At 55.3% G+C, this 15032-nt stretch carries 14 protein-coding genes; 6 read left to right on the top strand and 8 right to left on the bottom strand.

What is annotated here, in order from left to right:
- Window positions 1-49 precede the first annotated feature (49 nt).
- Window positions 50-295 (bottom strand): sulfurtransferase TusA, encoded by a 246-nt coding sequence (gene tusA, locus AC2FC2_RS10045; protein ID WP_209637759.1) that lies wholly within the window; start codon window positions 293-295, stop codon window positions 50-52.
- Window positions 296-694: 399 nt separating this feature from the next.
- Between tusA and AC2FC2_RS10040 the strand changes: the two genes are divergently transcribed.
- The 3 genes from AC2FC2_RS10040 to AC2FC2_RS10030 all read left to right on the top strand — a co-directional run bounded on the left by AC2FC2_RS10040 (window position 695) and on the right by AC2FC2_RS10030 (window position 2482).
- Window positions 695-1360 (top strand): 7-cyano-7-deazaguanine/7-aminomethyl-7-deazaguanine transporter, encoded by a 666-nt coding sequence (locus AC2FC2_RS10040; protein ID WP_490659162.1) that lies wholly within the window; start codon window positions 695-697, stop codon window positions 1358-1360.
- A gap of 43 nt (window positions 1361-1403) precedes the next feature.
- A complete protein-coding gene (locus AC2FC2_RS10035; protein WP_490659161.1) occupies window positions 1404-1838 on the top strand; it encodes a GNAT family N-acetyltransferase in 435 nt (144 codons plus the stop codon).
- An 80-nt stretch (window positions 1839-1918) separates the two neighbouring features.
- The gene (locus AC2FC2_RS10030) at window positions 1919-2482 is read left to right on the top strand and encodes a DcrB family lipoprotein (protein ID WP_209637766.1); all 564 of its coding nucleotides are present in this window, start codon (window positions 1919-1921) and stop codon (window positions 2480-2482) included.
- Between the two features lie 52 nt (window positions 2483-2534).
- On the opposite strand, the gene glpC is transcribed toward AC2FC2_RS10030, so the two are convergent.
- From glpC to glpA, 3 genes are read right to left on the bottom strand one after another with little or no spacing between them, the layout of a single operon-like run.
- The gene (gene glpC / locus AC2FC2_RS10025) at window positions 2535-3734 is read right to left on the bottom strand and encodes an anaerobic glycerol-3-phosphate dehydrogenase subunit GlpC (protein WP_209637767.1); all 1200 of its coding nucleotides are present in this window, start codon (window positions 3732-3734) and stop codon (window positions 2535-2537) included.
- Window positions 3731-5002, bottom strand: a complete 1272-nt coding sequence (gene glpB / locus AC2FC2_RS10020; protein ID WP_490659176.1) for a glycerol-3-phosphate dehydrogenase subunit GlpB — start codon at window positions 5000-5002, stop codon at window positions 3731-3733. Before glpB ends, glpC begins: the two co-directional genes overlap by 4 nt.
- Window positions 4992-6635 carry an anaerobic glycerol-3-phosphate dehydrogenase subunit A gene (gene glpA, locus AC2FC2_RS10015; protein ID WP_404760592.1) on the bottom strand — a complete coding sequence of 548 codons (1644 nt, stop codon included), beginning with the start codon at window positions 6633-6635 and terminating at the stop codon, window positions 4992-4994. The genes glpB and glpA overlap by 11 nt, the downstream gene beginning before the upstream one ends.
- 365 nt (window positions 6636-7000) lie before the next feature.
- Here glpA and glpT point away from each other — a divergent pair, with 365 nt between their 5' ends.
- Complete coding sequence (gene glpT / locus AC2FC2_RS10010; protein ID WP_037426293.1) at window positions 7001-8356, top strand: glycerol-3-phosphate transporter; 1356 nt, start codon at window positions 7001-7003, stop codon at window positions 8354-8356.
- Between the two features lie 231 nt (window positions 8357-8587).
- Window positions 8588-9667, top strand: a complete 1080-nt coding sequence (gene glpQ / locus AC2FC2_RS10005; protein WP_209637771.1) for a glycerophosphodiester phosphodiesterase — start codon at window positions 8588-8590, stop codon at window positions 9665-9667.
- A gap of 153 nt (window positions 9668-9820) precedes the next feature.
- Here the strand turns inward: glpQ and yigL are convergent, their stop codons facing one another.
- Window positions 9821-10621: a sugar/pyridoxal phosphate phosphatase YigL gene (gene yigL, locus AC2FC2_RS10000; protein WP_209637773.1), complete on the bottom strand. Its 801-nt coding sequence runs from the start codon at window positions 10619-10621 to the stop codon at window positions 9821-9823.
- Window positions 10622-10632: 11 nt separating this feature from the next.
- Window positions 10633-11670, bottom strand: coding sequence for a lysophospholipase L2 (pldB, locus tag AC2FC2_RS09995; protein WP_265556400.1), 1038 nt, complete (start codon window positions 11668-11670; stop codon window positions 10633-10635).
- Window positions 11671-11805: 135 nt separating this feature from the next.
- Between pldB and rhtB the strand changes: the two genes are divergently transcribed.
- Window positions 11806-12426, top strand: a complete 621-nt coding sequence (gene rhtB / locus AC2FC2_RS09990; protein WP_209637778.1) for a homoserine/homoserine lactone efflux protein — start codon at window positions 11806-11808, stop codon at window positions 12424-12426.
- A gap of 125 nt (window positions 12427-12551) precedes the next feature.
- Here the strand turns inward: rhtB and rhtC are convergent, their stop codons facing one another.
- Complete coding sequence (rhtC, locus tag AC2FC2_RS09985; RefSeq protein WP_265556402.1) at window positions 12552-13178, bottom strand: threonine export protein RhtC; 627 nt, start codon at window positions 13176-13178, stop codon at window positions 12552-12554.
- Between the two features lie 12 nt (window positions 13179-13190).
- Window positions 13191-15023 carry an ATP-dependent DNA helicase RecQ gene (gene recQ / locus AC2FC2_RS09980; RefSeq protein WP_490659160.1) on the bottom strand — a complete coding sequence of 611 codons (1833 nt, stop codon included), beginning with the start codon at window positions 15021-15023 and terminating at the stop codon, window positions 13191-13193.
- Between the last annotated feature and the right edge of the window lie 9 nt (window positions 15024-15032).

The raw sequence follows: 15032 nt of genomic DNA, 5'->3' as shown, positions 1-15032 counted from the left end.
AACCACGTGGCCCAGGAATGGGCCACGCCATCTATTCCCCGGGCAGAGGTTAGACGCCCTTACGTAACAGGTAGCGGTACGGTGCCTTATCGGTTTCCTGCGCCACCAGCGTATGTTCCATAAAACGGCAGAACCCCGGAATGTCGCGGGTTGTCGCCGGATCGTCAGCAATAATCAACAAGGTTTCACCGTTATCCATATGGCGCACGGTTTTGCGCACCATCATTACCGGTTCTGGACAGCGCAATCCCAGCGCATCAAGCGTCTGGTCAGCCTGGGAAAATAAGTCAGTCATGCATTTTTTCTCGTTCAAAAACGATCGGCGAACGCTCGCCGCATCTCATTAGCGCCTAGTTTACGCCGGTAGTTTTTCTGCGCAAGATGCGTTAACGTTTGCGTTAAAGAGGCTGCGTCTCCCGATGAAATGTGGTGCCGTCACTGCCCCCAACTGCCGTTATCACGGCGGAGGGTGCAGCCCATAGTGGGCACCTGACAACACAGAGAACGGTTGTTGGAGGCGTGACCTTTCAGGCTGGGGCCGAATCACAGTGCTGCTGCATTATTCGCCGCTTATTTGGCCCACTAACCGTTGCATTGGTTGCGCAAACGCGTATCATGCGCCCGCGCAGCTTATTTCGTTGCACAGACAAGACATTTTTGGGTTCCCTCACCCCATTATTAAAAAGGCTACAACATGTATTCGTTTACTGCTCAGCAGCGCTTTACCGCGTTGGTCTGGCTATCGCTGTTCCATATTGTCATCATTACCTCCAGCAACTACCTGGTGCAGTTGCCGATGTCCATTTTCGGCTTTCATACCACCTGGGGTGCATTCACCTTCCCGTTTATTTTCCTGGCTACCGATCTGACAGTACGTATTTTTGGCGCATCACTGGCGCGGCGTATCATTCTTTCGGTGATGGTGCCGGCGCTGTTTATTTCGTACGTGATCTCCACGGTGACCTATCAGGGCGAGTGGCAGGGTTTTGCCGCGTTGGGCAGCTTTAATCTGTTTGTTGCGCGTATCGCCGTCGCCAGCTTTATGGCTTACGTACTCGGTCAGATCCTTGACGTCCACGTATTCAACCGCCTGCGTCAACGCAGCGCCTGGTGGGTTGCTCCCGCTGCGGCCATGTTCCTCGGCAATATCAGTGATACCCTGTCGTTCTTCTTTATTGCTTTCTACAAGAGCAGCGACGCCTTTATGGCCAATAACTGGGTTGAAATTGCCCTGGTGGATTACAGCTTCAAAGTGCTGATCTGCATGCTGTTCTTCCTGCCAATGTACGGCGTGCTGTTGAACATGCTGCTTAAGCGCATCGCTGTACGTCAAAACGACGGTAGCCTGCAACCGAGTTAACCCGTGTTATCATTGGCGGCCTGCACTTACCCGGAGGCCGCCAATGACAGTGACCACCCGCCACGCCACCCTCGAAGAAATTCATCGCCTGTACCAAGGCATCCCTGAGTTCGGTAACTTACACAGTCTGGCTGATTTGCAGCAACGTATTGGATCTGCCTCGGCTAACGCACTGATCGCCGAGATCGACGGCCAACCCGCAGGGTTCAAACTCGGTTATCAACAGCAGGAAAAAGTGTTCTACAGTTGGCTGGGCGGCGTATTGCCGAGGTTTCGCCGTTATGGTGTCGCGCAGGCTTTACTCGTGGAGCAAGAGCAGTGGGCACGGGCTCAGGGTTATCGACTGTTGGCGGTAAAAACGCGCAATCAGTTCCGTGCAATGCTGATGATGCTCATCAGTCATCACTATCAGATTGTTCAGCTGGAAAAGAAAGGCGAAGTGGCTGATTATCGGCTATTACTTGAGAAAATCTTGTGACAACATCTGCCTTGCATTTCACCCTGGAATAGGGTGCGATAAGGCAGTGAAACCCTACCTGAAAGGAAAAAGGAAGCCCAATGCGTAAAGTAGCAAAATTGATGGGTATCAGCCTGTTAGTGCTTGGCCTGGCGGCCTGTGACGGCGACACCAAAGACACCAAAGCATCAGCGGCTGATGCTGCTGCCAGCGCCCCCGCGGGGCAACAGGTAAGCTTGCTGGAGGGTACGCTGGCCTTCACCCTGCCCGTTGGCATGGCGGACCAAAGTGGCAAACTGGGCAATCAGGCAAACAACATGCATGTCTACGCCGATAGCACCGGTCAACGTGCGCTGATCGTGATCCTCGGCGACAAAACCCCCGACAGCCTGGAAACGCTGAGCAAACGTCTGGAAGATACCCAACGTGCGCGTGATGCCAACCTGCAGGTGGTCACCAACAAAGCCATCGACGTTGACGGCGTGCCACTGCGTCAGTTAGACAGCATCATCACCAGCAGCGGCGAGAAAGCCTACTCTTCTATCTTGATTGGCACGCTGAACAACAACATGCTGACTATTCAGGTGACCCTGCCGGCGGATAACCAACAGCAGGCTCAGGCTGAAGCCGAAGGCATCATCAAAACGCTGAAGCTGAAAAAATAAATACGCGACTGTGTCCCTCCATTGAACCTGGAGGGACACAGCCTGCGGTGCCTTACGCCAATGCCTGCGCCAGCAGAGTGATCGGATGTTCGCAGCGCTTGCTGGTCGACATTTCGATTTGCCATTTGCAGGTTTCGCAGTCGGTGACCACGACATCTACGCCACTTTCCTCTATCTGGCGGAACAGCGATGCACCGATCCCCTGTGAGGTCGCATAGTTTTCCGATTTAAAACCGTAGGTGCCGGCAATCCCACAACACTGCGAGTCCAGCACGATCAGCTCCAGCCCCGGGATTTGCCGCAACAATTCCAGCGTATAAGCAGTCCAGCCCATTTTCTCCATATGGCAAGGCGTATGGTAAGCCACCCGTAATGGCGTGTTTTTCAATGGCAACTGACGTCCTTGATTGATCAGACGATACAGATAACGTGTCGCCAGCTCTACCCGTTCACGCACTGCCGAGGTATCCACCTCCAGCAAATGCGGATATTCATCGCGCAGAGTAAAAGTACAGCTCGACGACGTTGCCACGACAGGAATACCGCGCTCCAGCACCGCTTCATGCAGCGACTCTGCATTCACCTTGGCCTGCTTTTTGGCCTGGGCGATAAAGCCGTTGGCGATTAGCGGCACGCCGCAGCATTTTTCACGCTTTAGCAGCTGCACGCCGATATCCATCGCATTAAAGACCTTGATCAGATCCTTACCCAGTTGCGGATGGTTGTAATTGACGAAGCAGCCGTGGAAAAACGCCACCTGCTCAGCGTAACGCTGCTGGACCTGCGCTTGCTGGCGGTACCAGCGACGGAAGGTGCCAAACGAATATTTAGGCAGTTCGCGACGATGGTCAATTTTTAACGCTTTATCCAGTAAAGCGCGTACCGGTTTCAACCCGGTAGCTGCATTAACGATCGGTGCAAACGGCGTCGATAGCGAGCCCATAATATCGGTGTGGCTCAGGATGGCATCGCGCAACGTGGGTTTGCTTTGGGCATAGTCGGCGCGAGCCCGTTGAATGATATCGCCGATTTTGACATCTGACGGGCAAGCCACCTCACAGCGTTTGCAGTTAGTGCAATACTTAAGCGCTTCGTCGTACAACGCCGGATCCTTGAGCCTCAGACGTTCACCGTCAGGCCCCGCCTGCTTTGGCCCCGGATAGAGTGGGTTGACTTTGGCAACGGGACAATAGGTGGTGCACACCGTACACTTGATGCAATTTTCGAAACTATTGTCTTTCTGTAGGCTCATGGTTGCTCCTCCTGCGCTGCAATCTGTTGCGCGACATGCAGCGCTCCAATCAGCGAAACACCCGCGCCGCAACCCTGCTGCAGCGGATCGTAGCCACCAGTCACCGCACCAATCGCGAACAGGTTGCTCACTGGCTCCCCGTGTCTTATTGCCCGTAACTGGCTATCGGTACGCACCCCAAATTGCAGATAGGGTTGCGGAGCAAACAGATCGCTATGGCACCAATCTGCGCGATCGGTTCGGCTGTCGACATCCAACCCCAATACCGGTTCACGTATACCGTCGAAGTCCGCCACCAGCCCATTACTGAAAAAGCTGCCGCTGGCCAGCACCACGTGTTGCGCAATGAGCGGAATATCGGTGTGGTTGCGGGTATAGAGACCCGTCACACGCCCAGCGTCGATATCTGCCCGCAGTACGCTGTCACCTGGCATAAAAACGCCGCCCAGCTGCTGTAAACGCGATCGCAGAGCCTGGTGCAAGCGCATGCCCAACACCGAAGGGGGGAGCGTCGGCAACACGCGGATAGGTTTCCCCACCGCCGCCTGCAGCGCCGCCAGCGGCTTATCGTCTTCCAACCCCAAGCAGGCGGGCAAGAAAATCGCCTCGGCATCCCCGGCAAGTCGACGCACTTCATCCGCCATCAATGTCAGGTTCTCAGCAAGATCCAGCACTCTGGCAATATTCACAGCCCGAAACTCACTGGGGTTGTTACGCAACCGGTCCAGCACAGGCAGGTGCATATGAGCCACTTCGGCCTTGATCCCCAACGCCTGCGTCAAGGAACTGGCAACCAGTTGGGGCTGAAAATCTAAAAATCCTTCGATACCAATTACCGCGATGTTTTGCCATGGAAGCTCCCCTTCCAGCGGCGTGACGGGTATCGCCTGCGGGCTTAGCCAAGTGGCTCGGCGCGTGCCAAGCGGCGTAACGCGCAGATGATTACGTTCGCTGCCCCCCTGTAAACTGAGGCCGCAGCGATGCAGCAACCGTGCTGCTTCGTCAGACAACGTGGCTACCCGTTCCGCCCCCATCAATGAATAGGGGTGCTGAGGGGCTTGTATGGCAAGCGCAGGCAACGCTGCCAGGGGAGCCTCTACCGGCGTGCCGTCGGGTAACTGTGCCAGCAGATCAAGCGAGCCGGAGGAGAAATAGAGGGCACTCTGGCCTGAACTGACGACGGCACAACGCTTGCCTTGCTCCGACAAGCGAATCGCACAGGTCATGCCCGCCAACCCGCCGCCAATCACCACTACGTCAAATCGCATCATCGGCCTCCTGTTCCTCCCGGGCATCAAGCCCGCACAATCCCTGGTAAACCCAACTGGTAAATTCGCTTTCGCGTAGCGCATCCCCCCAAGCGATAGGTCGTACCCCTTTCCAACGCTCATTGAGGAAATGTGATAACTGATCGATAGACTGCTGCGGGGTGGTGACGTTAAAACGCGTGAGTAGCCCAGCGGCGCGACAGGCGCAAAGCTCACCTTGGCAGGTGCCCATGCCAACGCGGGTACGACGGCGCAGATCAACCAGATTATTGACGGTGAGCGTGTTCACCGCATAACGCACCTCGCCGGCGGTAACGGCTTCACATTCGCACACCAGGCTGTTATCCAGCCGATCGCCAGCCGGTACCCGACTGGCGCGGTCACCGTGACGATAAACCGCCGAACCGCGAATGCTGGCGGGCAGGGAAACCACGCTGCGCACGGTTTCTTCCGCCGACTGGCGGGAACCCGGTAGGGCCTCTTGCGCAGTGGTGCAGGGGCTAGTTAACCCGAGCTTTTCGCATACTTTATCGGTGGCCCACTGTGCCATCAGCCGGTAGGTCATCAGTTTTCCGCCGGTGATGGTGATAAACCCTTCCAACCCGTCACGGCTGGCATGATCTAGCAGCACAATGCCACGGCTGACGTTACGGCCACTCGGATCATCATCACTGGCCACCAGTGGACGCACGCCGGCATAAGCTCGCAGAATACGGGTCTGCGCCAGCTCCGGTGCCAATAACGCGCCTTCACGTATCAGGATGTCCACTTCTTGTGGTGTCACCTGCATGTTGTCAATCTGGTCATAGTCAATGTGGGTGGACGTTGTGCCAATCAACGAAATGGTGTCACCCGGAACCAGAATGTCGGCATCTGCGGGCTTGCGGCAACGGTTGATCACCATGTTATTGATGCGATGCCCGAGGATCAGCAAAGCACCTTTCGCCGGGAACATACGAATACGCAAATCGGCATATTCCGCAATCTGCTGGCCCCAAATGCCGGCGGCGTTAACCACCATTTCGGCATGAATATCGTAGCGGCGTGCAGATTTATGGTCGAAAACGCGCACGCCGGTCACGCGATCGCCCACACGAATCAAACCAACCACCTGATGATAGGTCAGAATTTGTGCGCCGTGCTCACGGGCATCGAGCATATTCGCGGCGGTTAGTCGGAACGGATCAACAGTGCCATCGGGTACGCGCACTGCACCTATCAATGTTGGATTCGCCGCAGGCTCCAGGCGCAGTGCCAACTGTGGGTCAATCGCTTCGGCGTTGATGCCGGCACTGTGACAGGCGGCAATAAACTCTTGTTGGTAGGCCAACGAATCCTGCGGCAACGTAATAAACAGCCCATCGGTACGCTCAATGCAGTGATGTGCTATGCGTTTGAGGATACGGTTTTCTTCTATGCACTCGCGTGCCGACTCGCCGTCGGTCACCGCATAACGCGCACCACTGTGCAGCAGGCCATGGTTGCGGCCCGTCGCGCCAGTCGCGATGTCGTGGCGCTCAAGCAGTATGCAACGCAGTCCACGGCGCGCACAGTCACGCGCAATGCCCGCGCCGGTCGCGCCACCGCCGATGATGATCACATCCGTTTCGTTAGCCGGTGAATGGCTGCTCATGACACTCCCTCATGATCCGTGGTTATGCGTCTATTGAGCCACAGTCACTGGGGTCTTTGTTTGATAAGGAACAATAACGAACCTGAAACGAAAACATAATGTCCACAAAAAACCATGAATGTGATCATAATCACGATTTTTGGGTGTTTTTCTATTTCATAACGTTAACGAATCGCTCAAAATTCGCCGGTGCTTCATAAAAGTGTAACAATTGCGCCATTCATCACAGCGACACCAGGCTGATTTGACTAGGATGACGCTCGTTATGGAACATAAAAACACCACATTCGATATCCGCTCAATCATCAAATGAACGTACAAGATCATATTGATGTGATAACTAGATAAAGCCATCGGAGGCGCTCATGTTGAGTATTTTTAAGCCGGCAGCACACATTTCCCGTGTGCCGGTCGACAAAGTCGACCCGCTGTACCGTAAATTGCGCTGGCAAATTTTTATGGGGATTTTCTTCGGTTATGCCGCCTATTACCTGGTGCGCAAGAACTTCACCCTGGCCATGCCTTATTTGATTGACCAAGGTTTCAGCCGCGGTGACCTCGGTTTCGCGCTGTCCGGTATTTCTATCGCCTACGGTTTTTCCAAATTCATCATGGGGTCGGTGTCTGACCGCTCCAACCCGCGCGTATTCCTGCCCGCCGGCTTGATTTTGGCCGCAGCAGTGATGTTGTTCATGGGCTTCGTGCCTTGGGCAACGTCTAGCATCGCTGTCATGTTCGTGCTGCTGTTCCTGTGCGGTTGGTTCCAGGGAATGGGCTGGCCGCCGTGTGGCCGTACCATGGTGCACTGGTGGTCGCAGAAAGAACGCGGCGGTATTGTTTCGGTCTGGAACTGTGCCCACAACGTAGGTGGTGGTCTGCCGCCACTGCTGTTCCTGCTCGGTATGGCATGGTTCAACGACTGGCATGCTGCGCTGTATATGCCGGCCTTCGGTGCCATCCTGGTCGCCCTGATCGCCTTTGCCCTAATGCGTGACACCCCACAATCTTGTGGCCTGCCACCGATCGAAGAATACAAAAACGATTACCCGGACGATTACAGCGATAAAGCGGAAGAAGAGCTGACTGCCAAGCAAATCTTCATGCAATACATTCTGCCGAACAAGCTGTTGTGGTACATCGCCGTGGCCAACGTGTTCGTCTACCTGTTGCGTTACGGCATCCTGGACTGGTCACCGACCTACCTGAAAGAAGTGAAGCATTTTGCGCTGGACAAGTCTTCCTGGGCTTACTTCCTGTACGAATATGCCGGTATTCCGGGCACCCTGCTGTGCGGCTGGATGTCGGACAAGGTGTTCAAAGGTAACCGCGGTGCAACGGGCGTGTTCTTTATGACCCTGGTGACCATCGCCACCGTGGTTTACTGGCTGAACCCGGTCGGTAATCCTGGCATCGATATGGCCTGTATGATCACCATCGGCTTCCTGATTTATGGCCCGGTGATGTTGATCGGTCTGCACGCATTGGAGCTGGCGCCGAAGAAAGCAGCCGGTACCGCTGCGGGCTTCACCGGTCTGTTCGGTTACCTGGGGGGTTCCGTCGCAGCCAGCGCCATCGTCGGCTATACCGTTGACTACTTCGGTTGGGACGGCGGCTTCATGGTGATGATTGGCGGCAGCATCGGTGCGGTAGTCCTGTTGTTGCTGACCATGATGAGCGAGAAAAAGCACCACGCAGAAATCGCTGCCAATAAACGCGGTTAAGTTTCATATCACTGTCGCATTATTTAAAGGCCGCATTGCGGCCTTACACTGCTGACAAAGCCTGTTATTAGGGAAAGTGTGCCGATGGGGTCGTAGCGGCTTGTCCGCCGGAGCGCCCCTCGGCGCGCTAAGCCCGGGCATCTCGGGTTCAAAAACCACTTTGTCATCAAACTCAGGCCGCATTGCGGCCTTTTTACTCCCCTCTGCCCCTACAACACGGAGAACAACAACATGCGGACTCAAGTCAAAGCCCTGCTGACAGGGATCATCCTGGCGACCTCAATGGTCAGCGCGGCGCACGCCGCCGACAAGGTAGTCATTGCCCACCGTGGCGCCAGCGGTTATCTGCCGGAACACACGCTGCCCGCGAAGGCCATGGCCTATGCGCAGGGGGCAGACTTCCTCGAGCAGGATCTGGTGATGACCAAAGACAACGAGTTGGTGGTGTTGCATGACCACTATCTCGATCGCGTCACCGATGTGGCAGAACGTTTCCCAGACCGTGCGCGCAAAGATGGTCGCTATTACGCCATCGACTTCACGTTGCCGGAAATTAAATCGCTGAAGTTTACCGAAGGCTTTGAGATCGAAAACGGCAAGAAGGTACAGGGATACCCAGGCCGTTTCCCGATGGGCAAATCCGACTTCCGTGTTCATACCTTCCAGGAAGAGATCGAGTTTGTTCAGGGCCTGAACCATTCAACCGGTAAAAATATCGGTATCTACCCGGAAATCAAAGCACCCTGGTTCCACAAGCAGGAAGGCAAAGACATCTCCAGTAAGGTGCTGTCAGTCCTGAAGCAGTATGGTTATACCGGCAAAGGCGATAACGTCTATCTGCAATGCTTCGACGCCAACGAACTGAAGCGAATTAAAACCGAGCTTGAACCGAAGATGGGTATGGATCTGAAACTGATCCAACTGATTGCCTATAACAAGTGGCAGGAAACCTATGAGCAAAAGGCCGATGGCAAGTGGGTGGAATACGACTATGACTGGATGTTCAAGCCAGGCGCGATGAAGCAAATTGCTCAGTACGCCGACGGTATCGGACCGGACTACCACATGCTGGTGGTAGCGGAGAAATCCAAGCCCGGCAAGGTGGTATTGACCGACATGGTGAAGGAAGCCCATGCCAATAAACTGGCGGTGCACCCATTCACCATCCGTGCAGATGCGCTACCGAACTACGTCACCGACGTGAACCAACTGTATGACGTGATTTACAACCAAGCAGGCGTTGACGGCGTATTCACCGACTTCCCTGACAAGGGCGTGCAATTCCTGCAAAAGCAGGGTCAGCACAAGTAACCATCAGGGCGCCGCAAGGCGCCCCATGATAAGTCACAACCCAATGGATTTCGCGTCCCGGCGAGGCTGGCAAGTAAACGCATCCCCGGGATGCTTACTCAAGTCAGTGACTGGGGTAAGTGCGCGTAGCCAACAATGCTAAACGAAGGGTTATCAGGCCAGGAACATCTTGCGCAGATAGTGCGGTACCGCGTCGTCGACGTTGGAGCCAATCACTTCCAGCTCAGGCAGCTTGTCTTTCAGACGCTGGTGCGCGTCGCGCATGATGCAGCCTTTACCGGCCATCGACAGCATTTCCAGATCATTCATACCATCGCCAAAGGCAATGCACTCTTTCAGCGTATAGCCGATGATCTTGGCCACTTCTTCCAGCGCATGCCCTTTTGACACACCGCCCGCCATCACTTCCAGACAGGTTGGAAACGAGAAACTGACGTTAACCCGATCGCCCCAACGCGCATTGATGGCATCTTCCAGCGGCAGCAGTTTTTCGTGATCGTCACAGGTGAAGTACACCTTGCACACACCGTCGGTTTCCAGCAGGCCTGGCTCGAACAGCTGGTAGGTGAAGATCGACTCGCGGAAGAATTCCTCCTGCTCCGGGCTTTCGCGGTTGATGTACCAGTCGTCGTTCCGGTAGACGTTGGTGGTGATGTCCGCATCGTCATGCAGCATGCCGTAGAGATCACGGGCAATGTCTTCGGCCAGATTATGACTGAAAATCAGCTCGCCGTCGGTATTGTGCACTCGAGCGCCGTTAGAGGTGATCATAAAGGCATTGATATCGAGGCTATCGCGGATCTGCGCAACGTCGATATGGTGGCGGCCGGTAGCAAAAACAAAATGCACGCCACGCTGGGTCAGCAGCTTCAAGGTCTCTTTGGCGTAAGGTGACAGCGTATGGTCAGGTGATAGCAGCGTGCCATCTAAATCGGAAGCAACGACGTGATACATAGCGGTATGTTCTAACCTCTGATGGAGTGGTCGGCGGTAGGTGCACCACCTAAGTGTTGAGCAAAGAAACGCAGGATTGCGCTCAATGCTTCGGCGCGCATCGCGTCCCGCTCAAACAGGATCTCATGCCGTGCGCCTTCGATAACCTGCGGTTTACCCCCTTCACAGGGATGACCCGCGTCTGACAATGCCTGACAAAAAGCCTGGTGGGAACGGTTGTCGACCACCCGTTCTTCCCCGGCCTGTAATAATAATAGCGGCGTGGTTATTTTAGCCGCTTGAGCAATAATCTCTCGCCCAGCCTGCAGGCTTTCCCTTACCCAATGGTAAGTCGGCCCGCCCACTTGTAACTCGGGATAATCGGCGTAATAACGCAAACAGCGCCGATAGCGCTCCCGGCTGTGGGTCAATACATTGACGACATAGGGCAGTGGCCGCCACTGGCCAGTGCCTATTGCATAGTAGTCGCGTACTACGGGGTATTTCTCCGCCCAATTCAGGATACGGTTTGCCATCCAGTCGGGCATTGGCAAATAAATACCGAACATGGGCGCACAAAACGCAGCTGCGTCAAAGCTCTGAGGCTGGCGTACCAGAAACTGCGCCAGGATCGCTCCCCCCATCGAATGGGCCAACGCAAAACGTTGCCGGTAGCCACCTGGTGCCACTTCTTGCTGATAGAATTGCGCGAAATCGTCAACGTAATCGGCAAAGTTTATCACATGACCCCGGTGCGTATCTGCCAGCAAACGGCCTGAACGGCCTTGCCCACGGTGATCCAGAATCATTACGTCATAGCCGCAATGAAACAGATCGTAAGCAACTTCAGGATATTTAACGTAACTTTCGATGCGGCCGGGGCTGATCACCACCACCCGCTGGTGACGTGCAGAGCGGAAACGTACGAAACGGATTGGCACACCGCCAACCCCGCTGAACTCGCCTTCTTCACGCAGCCGCCAAAAATCCAGCAGCGGTCCGGTGGCGAAGGCAGCGAACTGCGTTTCACGCGTTAACCAGTCATCAGTGCTGAGAGTAAACGACGTCATCAAGAGCTTTTCCCTGAGCCGCCAGCGGCAAAAATGTGACTTCTGGCACAAGAAATAATACTAGCGTATTGTGATTCAATTCTTACAAAAACCGAACCATTTTGGCACAAATTGGCGCTTTCAGGGAGCACTGCGATGACCTTAGACTGGTGGTTAACCTACCTGCTAACAACCCTTATCCTCAGCCTGTCACCCGGTTCAGGGGCGATCAACACCATGAGCACCGGCATCAGCCACGGTTATCGTGGCGCGGCAGCATCGATCGCCGGCCTGCAGGTTGGGCTGAGTCTGCATATCGTTCTGGTCGGCATTGGCCTGGGCGCGTTGGTGTCGCAATCGCTGATGGCGTTTGAATTGCTGAAATGGCTGGGTGCTGCTTATCTCGTGTGGCTCGGTATTCAACAGTGGCGCGCCGCCGGTGCCCTGGACCTGCATACGCTGGCGGGTACGATGCCGCGCCGCCGCCTGTTCCGCCGTGCGGTGCTGGTAAATCTGACCAACCCAAAAAGCATCGTGTTTCTGGCCGCGCTGTTCCCACAGTTTATTTTGCCCAACCAGCCGCAGGCCGAACAGTACCTGGTGCTGGGTGTCACCACCGTGGTAGTAGATATCATCGTGATGATTGGCTACGCCACGCTGGCAACCCGCATTGCAGGTTGGCTAAAAACGCCACGCCAAATGCAGCTGCTGAACCGCATCTTCGGTTCGCTGTTTATTCTGGTGGCCGGGTTGCTCGCCACGGCAAGAAAAGCCTGATAGCGCATTCTACGCCTAATTATCGCAAACAGGTTGGAGAGGATCAGCGCATAAGACCCGGAGCCTACACGGAGTACGTGAGGCTCCTGAGCACTGCTCGGGCCCAACCTGGCAAGTAAAATAGCCTAGCGGGTAAAAATCAGGTGCAAGCCGAAGCCGGTGAACAATACGCCCGCCAGCCCGTCGATCCACTTAGCCAGCCGCTGATAGCCGCGGCGCATCGCTGGCAGCGCAAACACCACCGCAACCAGGCTGAACCAAACAAACGTCTCAGCGATGATCAACAAAAACAGGCCCCAGCGCGCACCGGCCCCCACATCGTCACCCACAAACAGTGAAAACACGCTGCCGAAATAGATAACCGCCTTCGGATTAGACAGGTTCGTCAGGAAGCCACGAATAAAGCTGCGTCCCGGCTTGGGCAAGGTGACCTTCACTTCCGGTGCCGGCGCAGATTGCGCGTTTTGGGCGCGAGCGGAACGCAGCAGCTGCCAGCCCATCCAGCACAGGTAAATCCCACCGCCGACCATAATAATCTGATGCAGCCAGGCCATTTTTTGCAGGATCAAGTGCAGGCCCATCAGCGCCACCCCCGCCCACACCACGATGCCGAGCGAAATGCCCACCACGCCCATCATCGCCTCACGGCGCGAACGGCTGGCGGCGGTTTGCGACACAAAAAAGAAGTCTGGGCCCGGGCTCATCAGCGCAATCAGGTGCACCAGAGCCACGGTTAGAAATAGCATCAACATGATTTATTGCCCTTAATCTTCGTCATTATCGAGGTGATCGCGGATCATCGCCATAAACGGGGCGCCAAAACGCTCCAGCTTGCGCTGGCCGACACCGTTAACACTCAACAGGTCACCGGCCTTAATTGGCATCTGTTCCGCCATTTCCAGCAGCGTAGCATCGTTGAATACCACGTAAGGGGGGATATTTTCTTCGTCGGCAATCGACTTACGCAGCTTGCGCAGTTTAGCGAACAATTTGCGATCGTAATTACCACCGTAGGATTTTTGGTTAGCGCTACTGCGGATCTTCAGGCTCTGGATGCGCGGTACCGCCAGTTGCAGCTCCAGCTCACCACGCAGTACCGGGCGTGCGGCCTCGGTCAGTTGCAGCGCCGAATGCAAAGCGATGTTCTGAGTGATAAAACCCAGGTGGATCAACTGACGCAGTACGCTCGTCCAATGCTCGGTGGTTTGATCGCGACCAATGCCGTATACCGGCAACTTTTCATGCCCGTATTCACGGATACGCTGGTTATTGGAGCCGCGCAGCACTTCGACAATATAGCCCAGCCCGAAACGCTGGCCGACACGGTACACGCAGGACAACGCCTTGCGGGCATCTTCCAGTCCGTCATAGCGCTTGGGCGGATCCAGGCAGATATCGCAGTTGCCGCAGTTCTGGTGTTTACCTTCACCAAAATAGTTGAGTAACACCAATCGGCGGCAGGTTTGCGCTTCAGCAAACGCGCCCATGGCATTGAGCTTATGACGTTCAATATCCAGTTGCTGCCCGGCCGGTTTTTCTTCCAGACAGCGACGCAGCCAAGCCATGTCCGCCGGGTCATACAACAAAATGGCTTCGGCCGGCAGGCCGTCGCGCCCAGCGCGACCGGTTTCCTGGTAATAAGATTCGATATTGCGTGGAATATCAAAGTGAACCACGAAACGCACGTTGGGTTTGTTGATGCCCATGCCAAAAGCAACGGTAGCCACCACCACCTGCAAATCGTCACGTTGGAAGGCTTCCTGCACCTGTGCGCGGCGCTCATTATCCAGCCCTGCGTGGTAGGCTCCCACGCTTAGGCCACGGCTTTGCAGGCGCGCGGTGGTGTCTTCAACCTTGGCGCGGCTGTTGCAGTAAATAATACCGCTCTTACCCCGTTGGTCCTGCACAAAGCGCCACAGCTGATCGAGCGGTTTGAACTTCTCCACCAGCGTGTAACGAATATTCGGCCTGTCAAAGCTGCTGACCTGGACGAGCGGATCCTGCAGCGCCAACAGACGCACGATATCGCCACGCGTCGACTCATCGGCGGTCGCGGTCAGGGCAATCACCGGCATATCTGGGAAGCGTTGCTTCAGCAGCCCCAGCGCGCGGTATTCTGGACGGAAATCGTGACCCCACTGAGAAATACAATGCGCTTCATCCACCGCCAACAGGGCCGGTGGATAGCCCCCGAGCTGATCGAGGAAACTGTCCATCATCAATCTTTCAGGGGCGATATACAGCATTTTGATCTGGCCATTGCGGCAACCCGCCATCACTTCAAGCTGTTGCTCGCGTGTCTGAGTCGAGTTATAGCAAGCGGCAGAGACGCCATAGGCCAGCAGTTGATCAACCTGATCTTTCATCAATGAGATCAATGGGGAAACCACTAATGTCAGGCCGTCCATCACCAGCGCCGGGATTTGATAGCACAACGATTTACCGCCACCGGTCGGCATAACAACCAGGCAATCCTGCCCAGCGATCGCCGTATTGATAATCGTTTGTTGACCCGGTCGGAATTGCTGGTAGCCGAAGGTATCGCGTAATACCTGCTCTGCCAGCAACTCTTTGTTTATCACTGCTGCGGTTGACACACACTTCCC

This window comes from Serratia sp. CoH_122_TC_1 (assembly GCF_058191755.1).
The sequence above is the reverse complement of the archived record's forward strand: the minus strand, read 5'-3'. Positions and strand labels throughout refer to the sequence as shown.

Excerpts from the sequence above, each read along its gene's own strand:
- tusA (WP_209637759.1), bottom strand. The coding sequence starts at position 295 with ATGACTGACTTATTTTCCCAGGCTGACCAGACGCTTGATGCGCTGGGA.
- AC2FC2_RS10040 (WP_490659162.1), top strand. The coding sequence starts at position 695 with ATGTATTCGTTTACTGCTCAGCAGCGCTTTACCGCGTTGGTCTGGCTA.
- glpC (WP_209637767.1), bottom strand. The coding sequence starts at position 3,734 with ATGAGCCTACAGAAAGACAATAGTTTCGAAAATTGCATCAAGTGTACG.
- glpB (WP_490659176.1), bottom strand. The coding sequence starts at position 5,002 with ATGCGATTTGACGTAGTGGTGATTGGCGGCGGGTTGGCGGGCATGACC.
- glpT (WP_037426293.1), top strand. The coding sequence starts at position 7,001 with ATGTTGAGTATTTTTAAGCCGGCAGCACACATTTCCCGTGTGCCGGTC.
- yigL (WP_209637773.1), bottom strand. The coding sequence starts at position 10,621 with ATGTATCACGTCGTTGCTTCCGATTTAGATGGCACGCTGCTATCACCT.
- pldB (WP_265556400.1), bottom strand. The coding sequence starts at position 11,670 with ATGACGTCGTTTACTCTCAGCACTGATGACTGGTTAACGCGTGAAACG.
- glpA (WP_404760592.1), bottom strand. The coding sequence starts at position 6,635 with ATGAGCAGCCATTCACCGGCTAACGAAACGGATGTGATCATCATCGGC.
- rhtB (WP_209637778.1), top strand. The coding sequence starts at position 11,806 with ATGACCTTAGACTGGTGGTTAACCTACCTGCTAACAACCCTTATCCTC.
- glpQ (WP_209637771.1), top strand. The coding sequence starts at position 8,588 with ATGCGGACTCAAGTCAAAGCCCTGCTGACAGGGATCATCCTGGCGACC.
- AC2FC2_RS10030 (WP_209637766.1), top strand. The coding sequence starts at position 1,919 with ATGCGTAAAGTAGCAAAATTGATGGGTATCAGCCTGTTAGTGCTTGGC.
- rhtC (WP_265556402.1), bottom strand. The coding sequence starts at position 13,178 with ATGTTGATGCTATTTCTAACCGTGGCTCTGGTGCACCTGATTGCGCTG.
- AC2FC2_RS10035 (WP_490659161.1), top strand. The coding sequence starts at position 1,404 with ATGACAGTGACCACCCGCCACGCCACCCTCGAAGAAATTCATCGCCTG.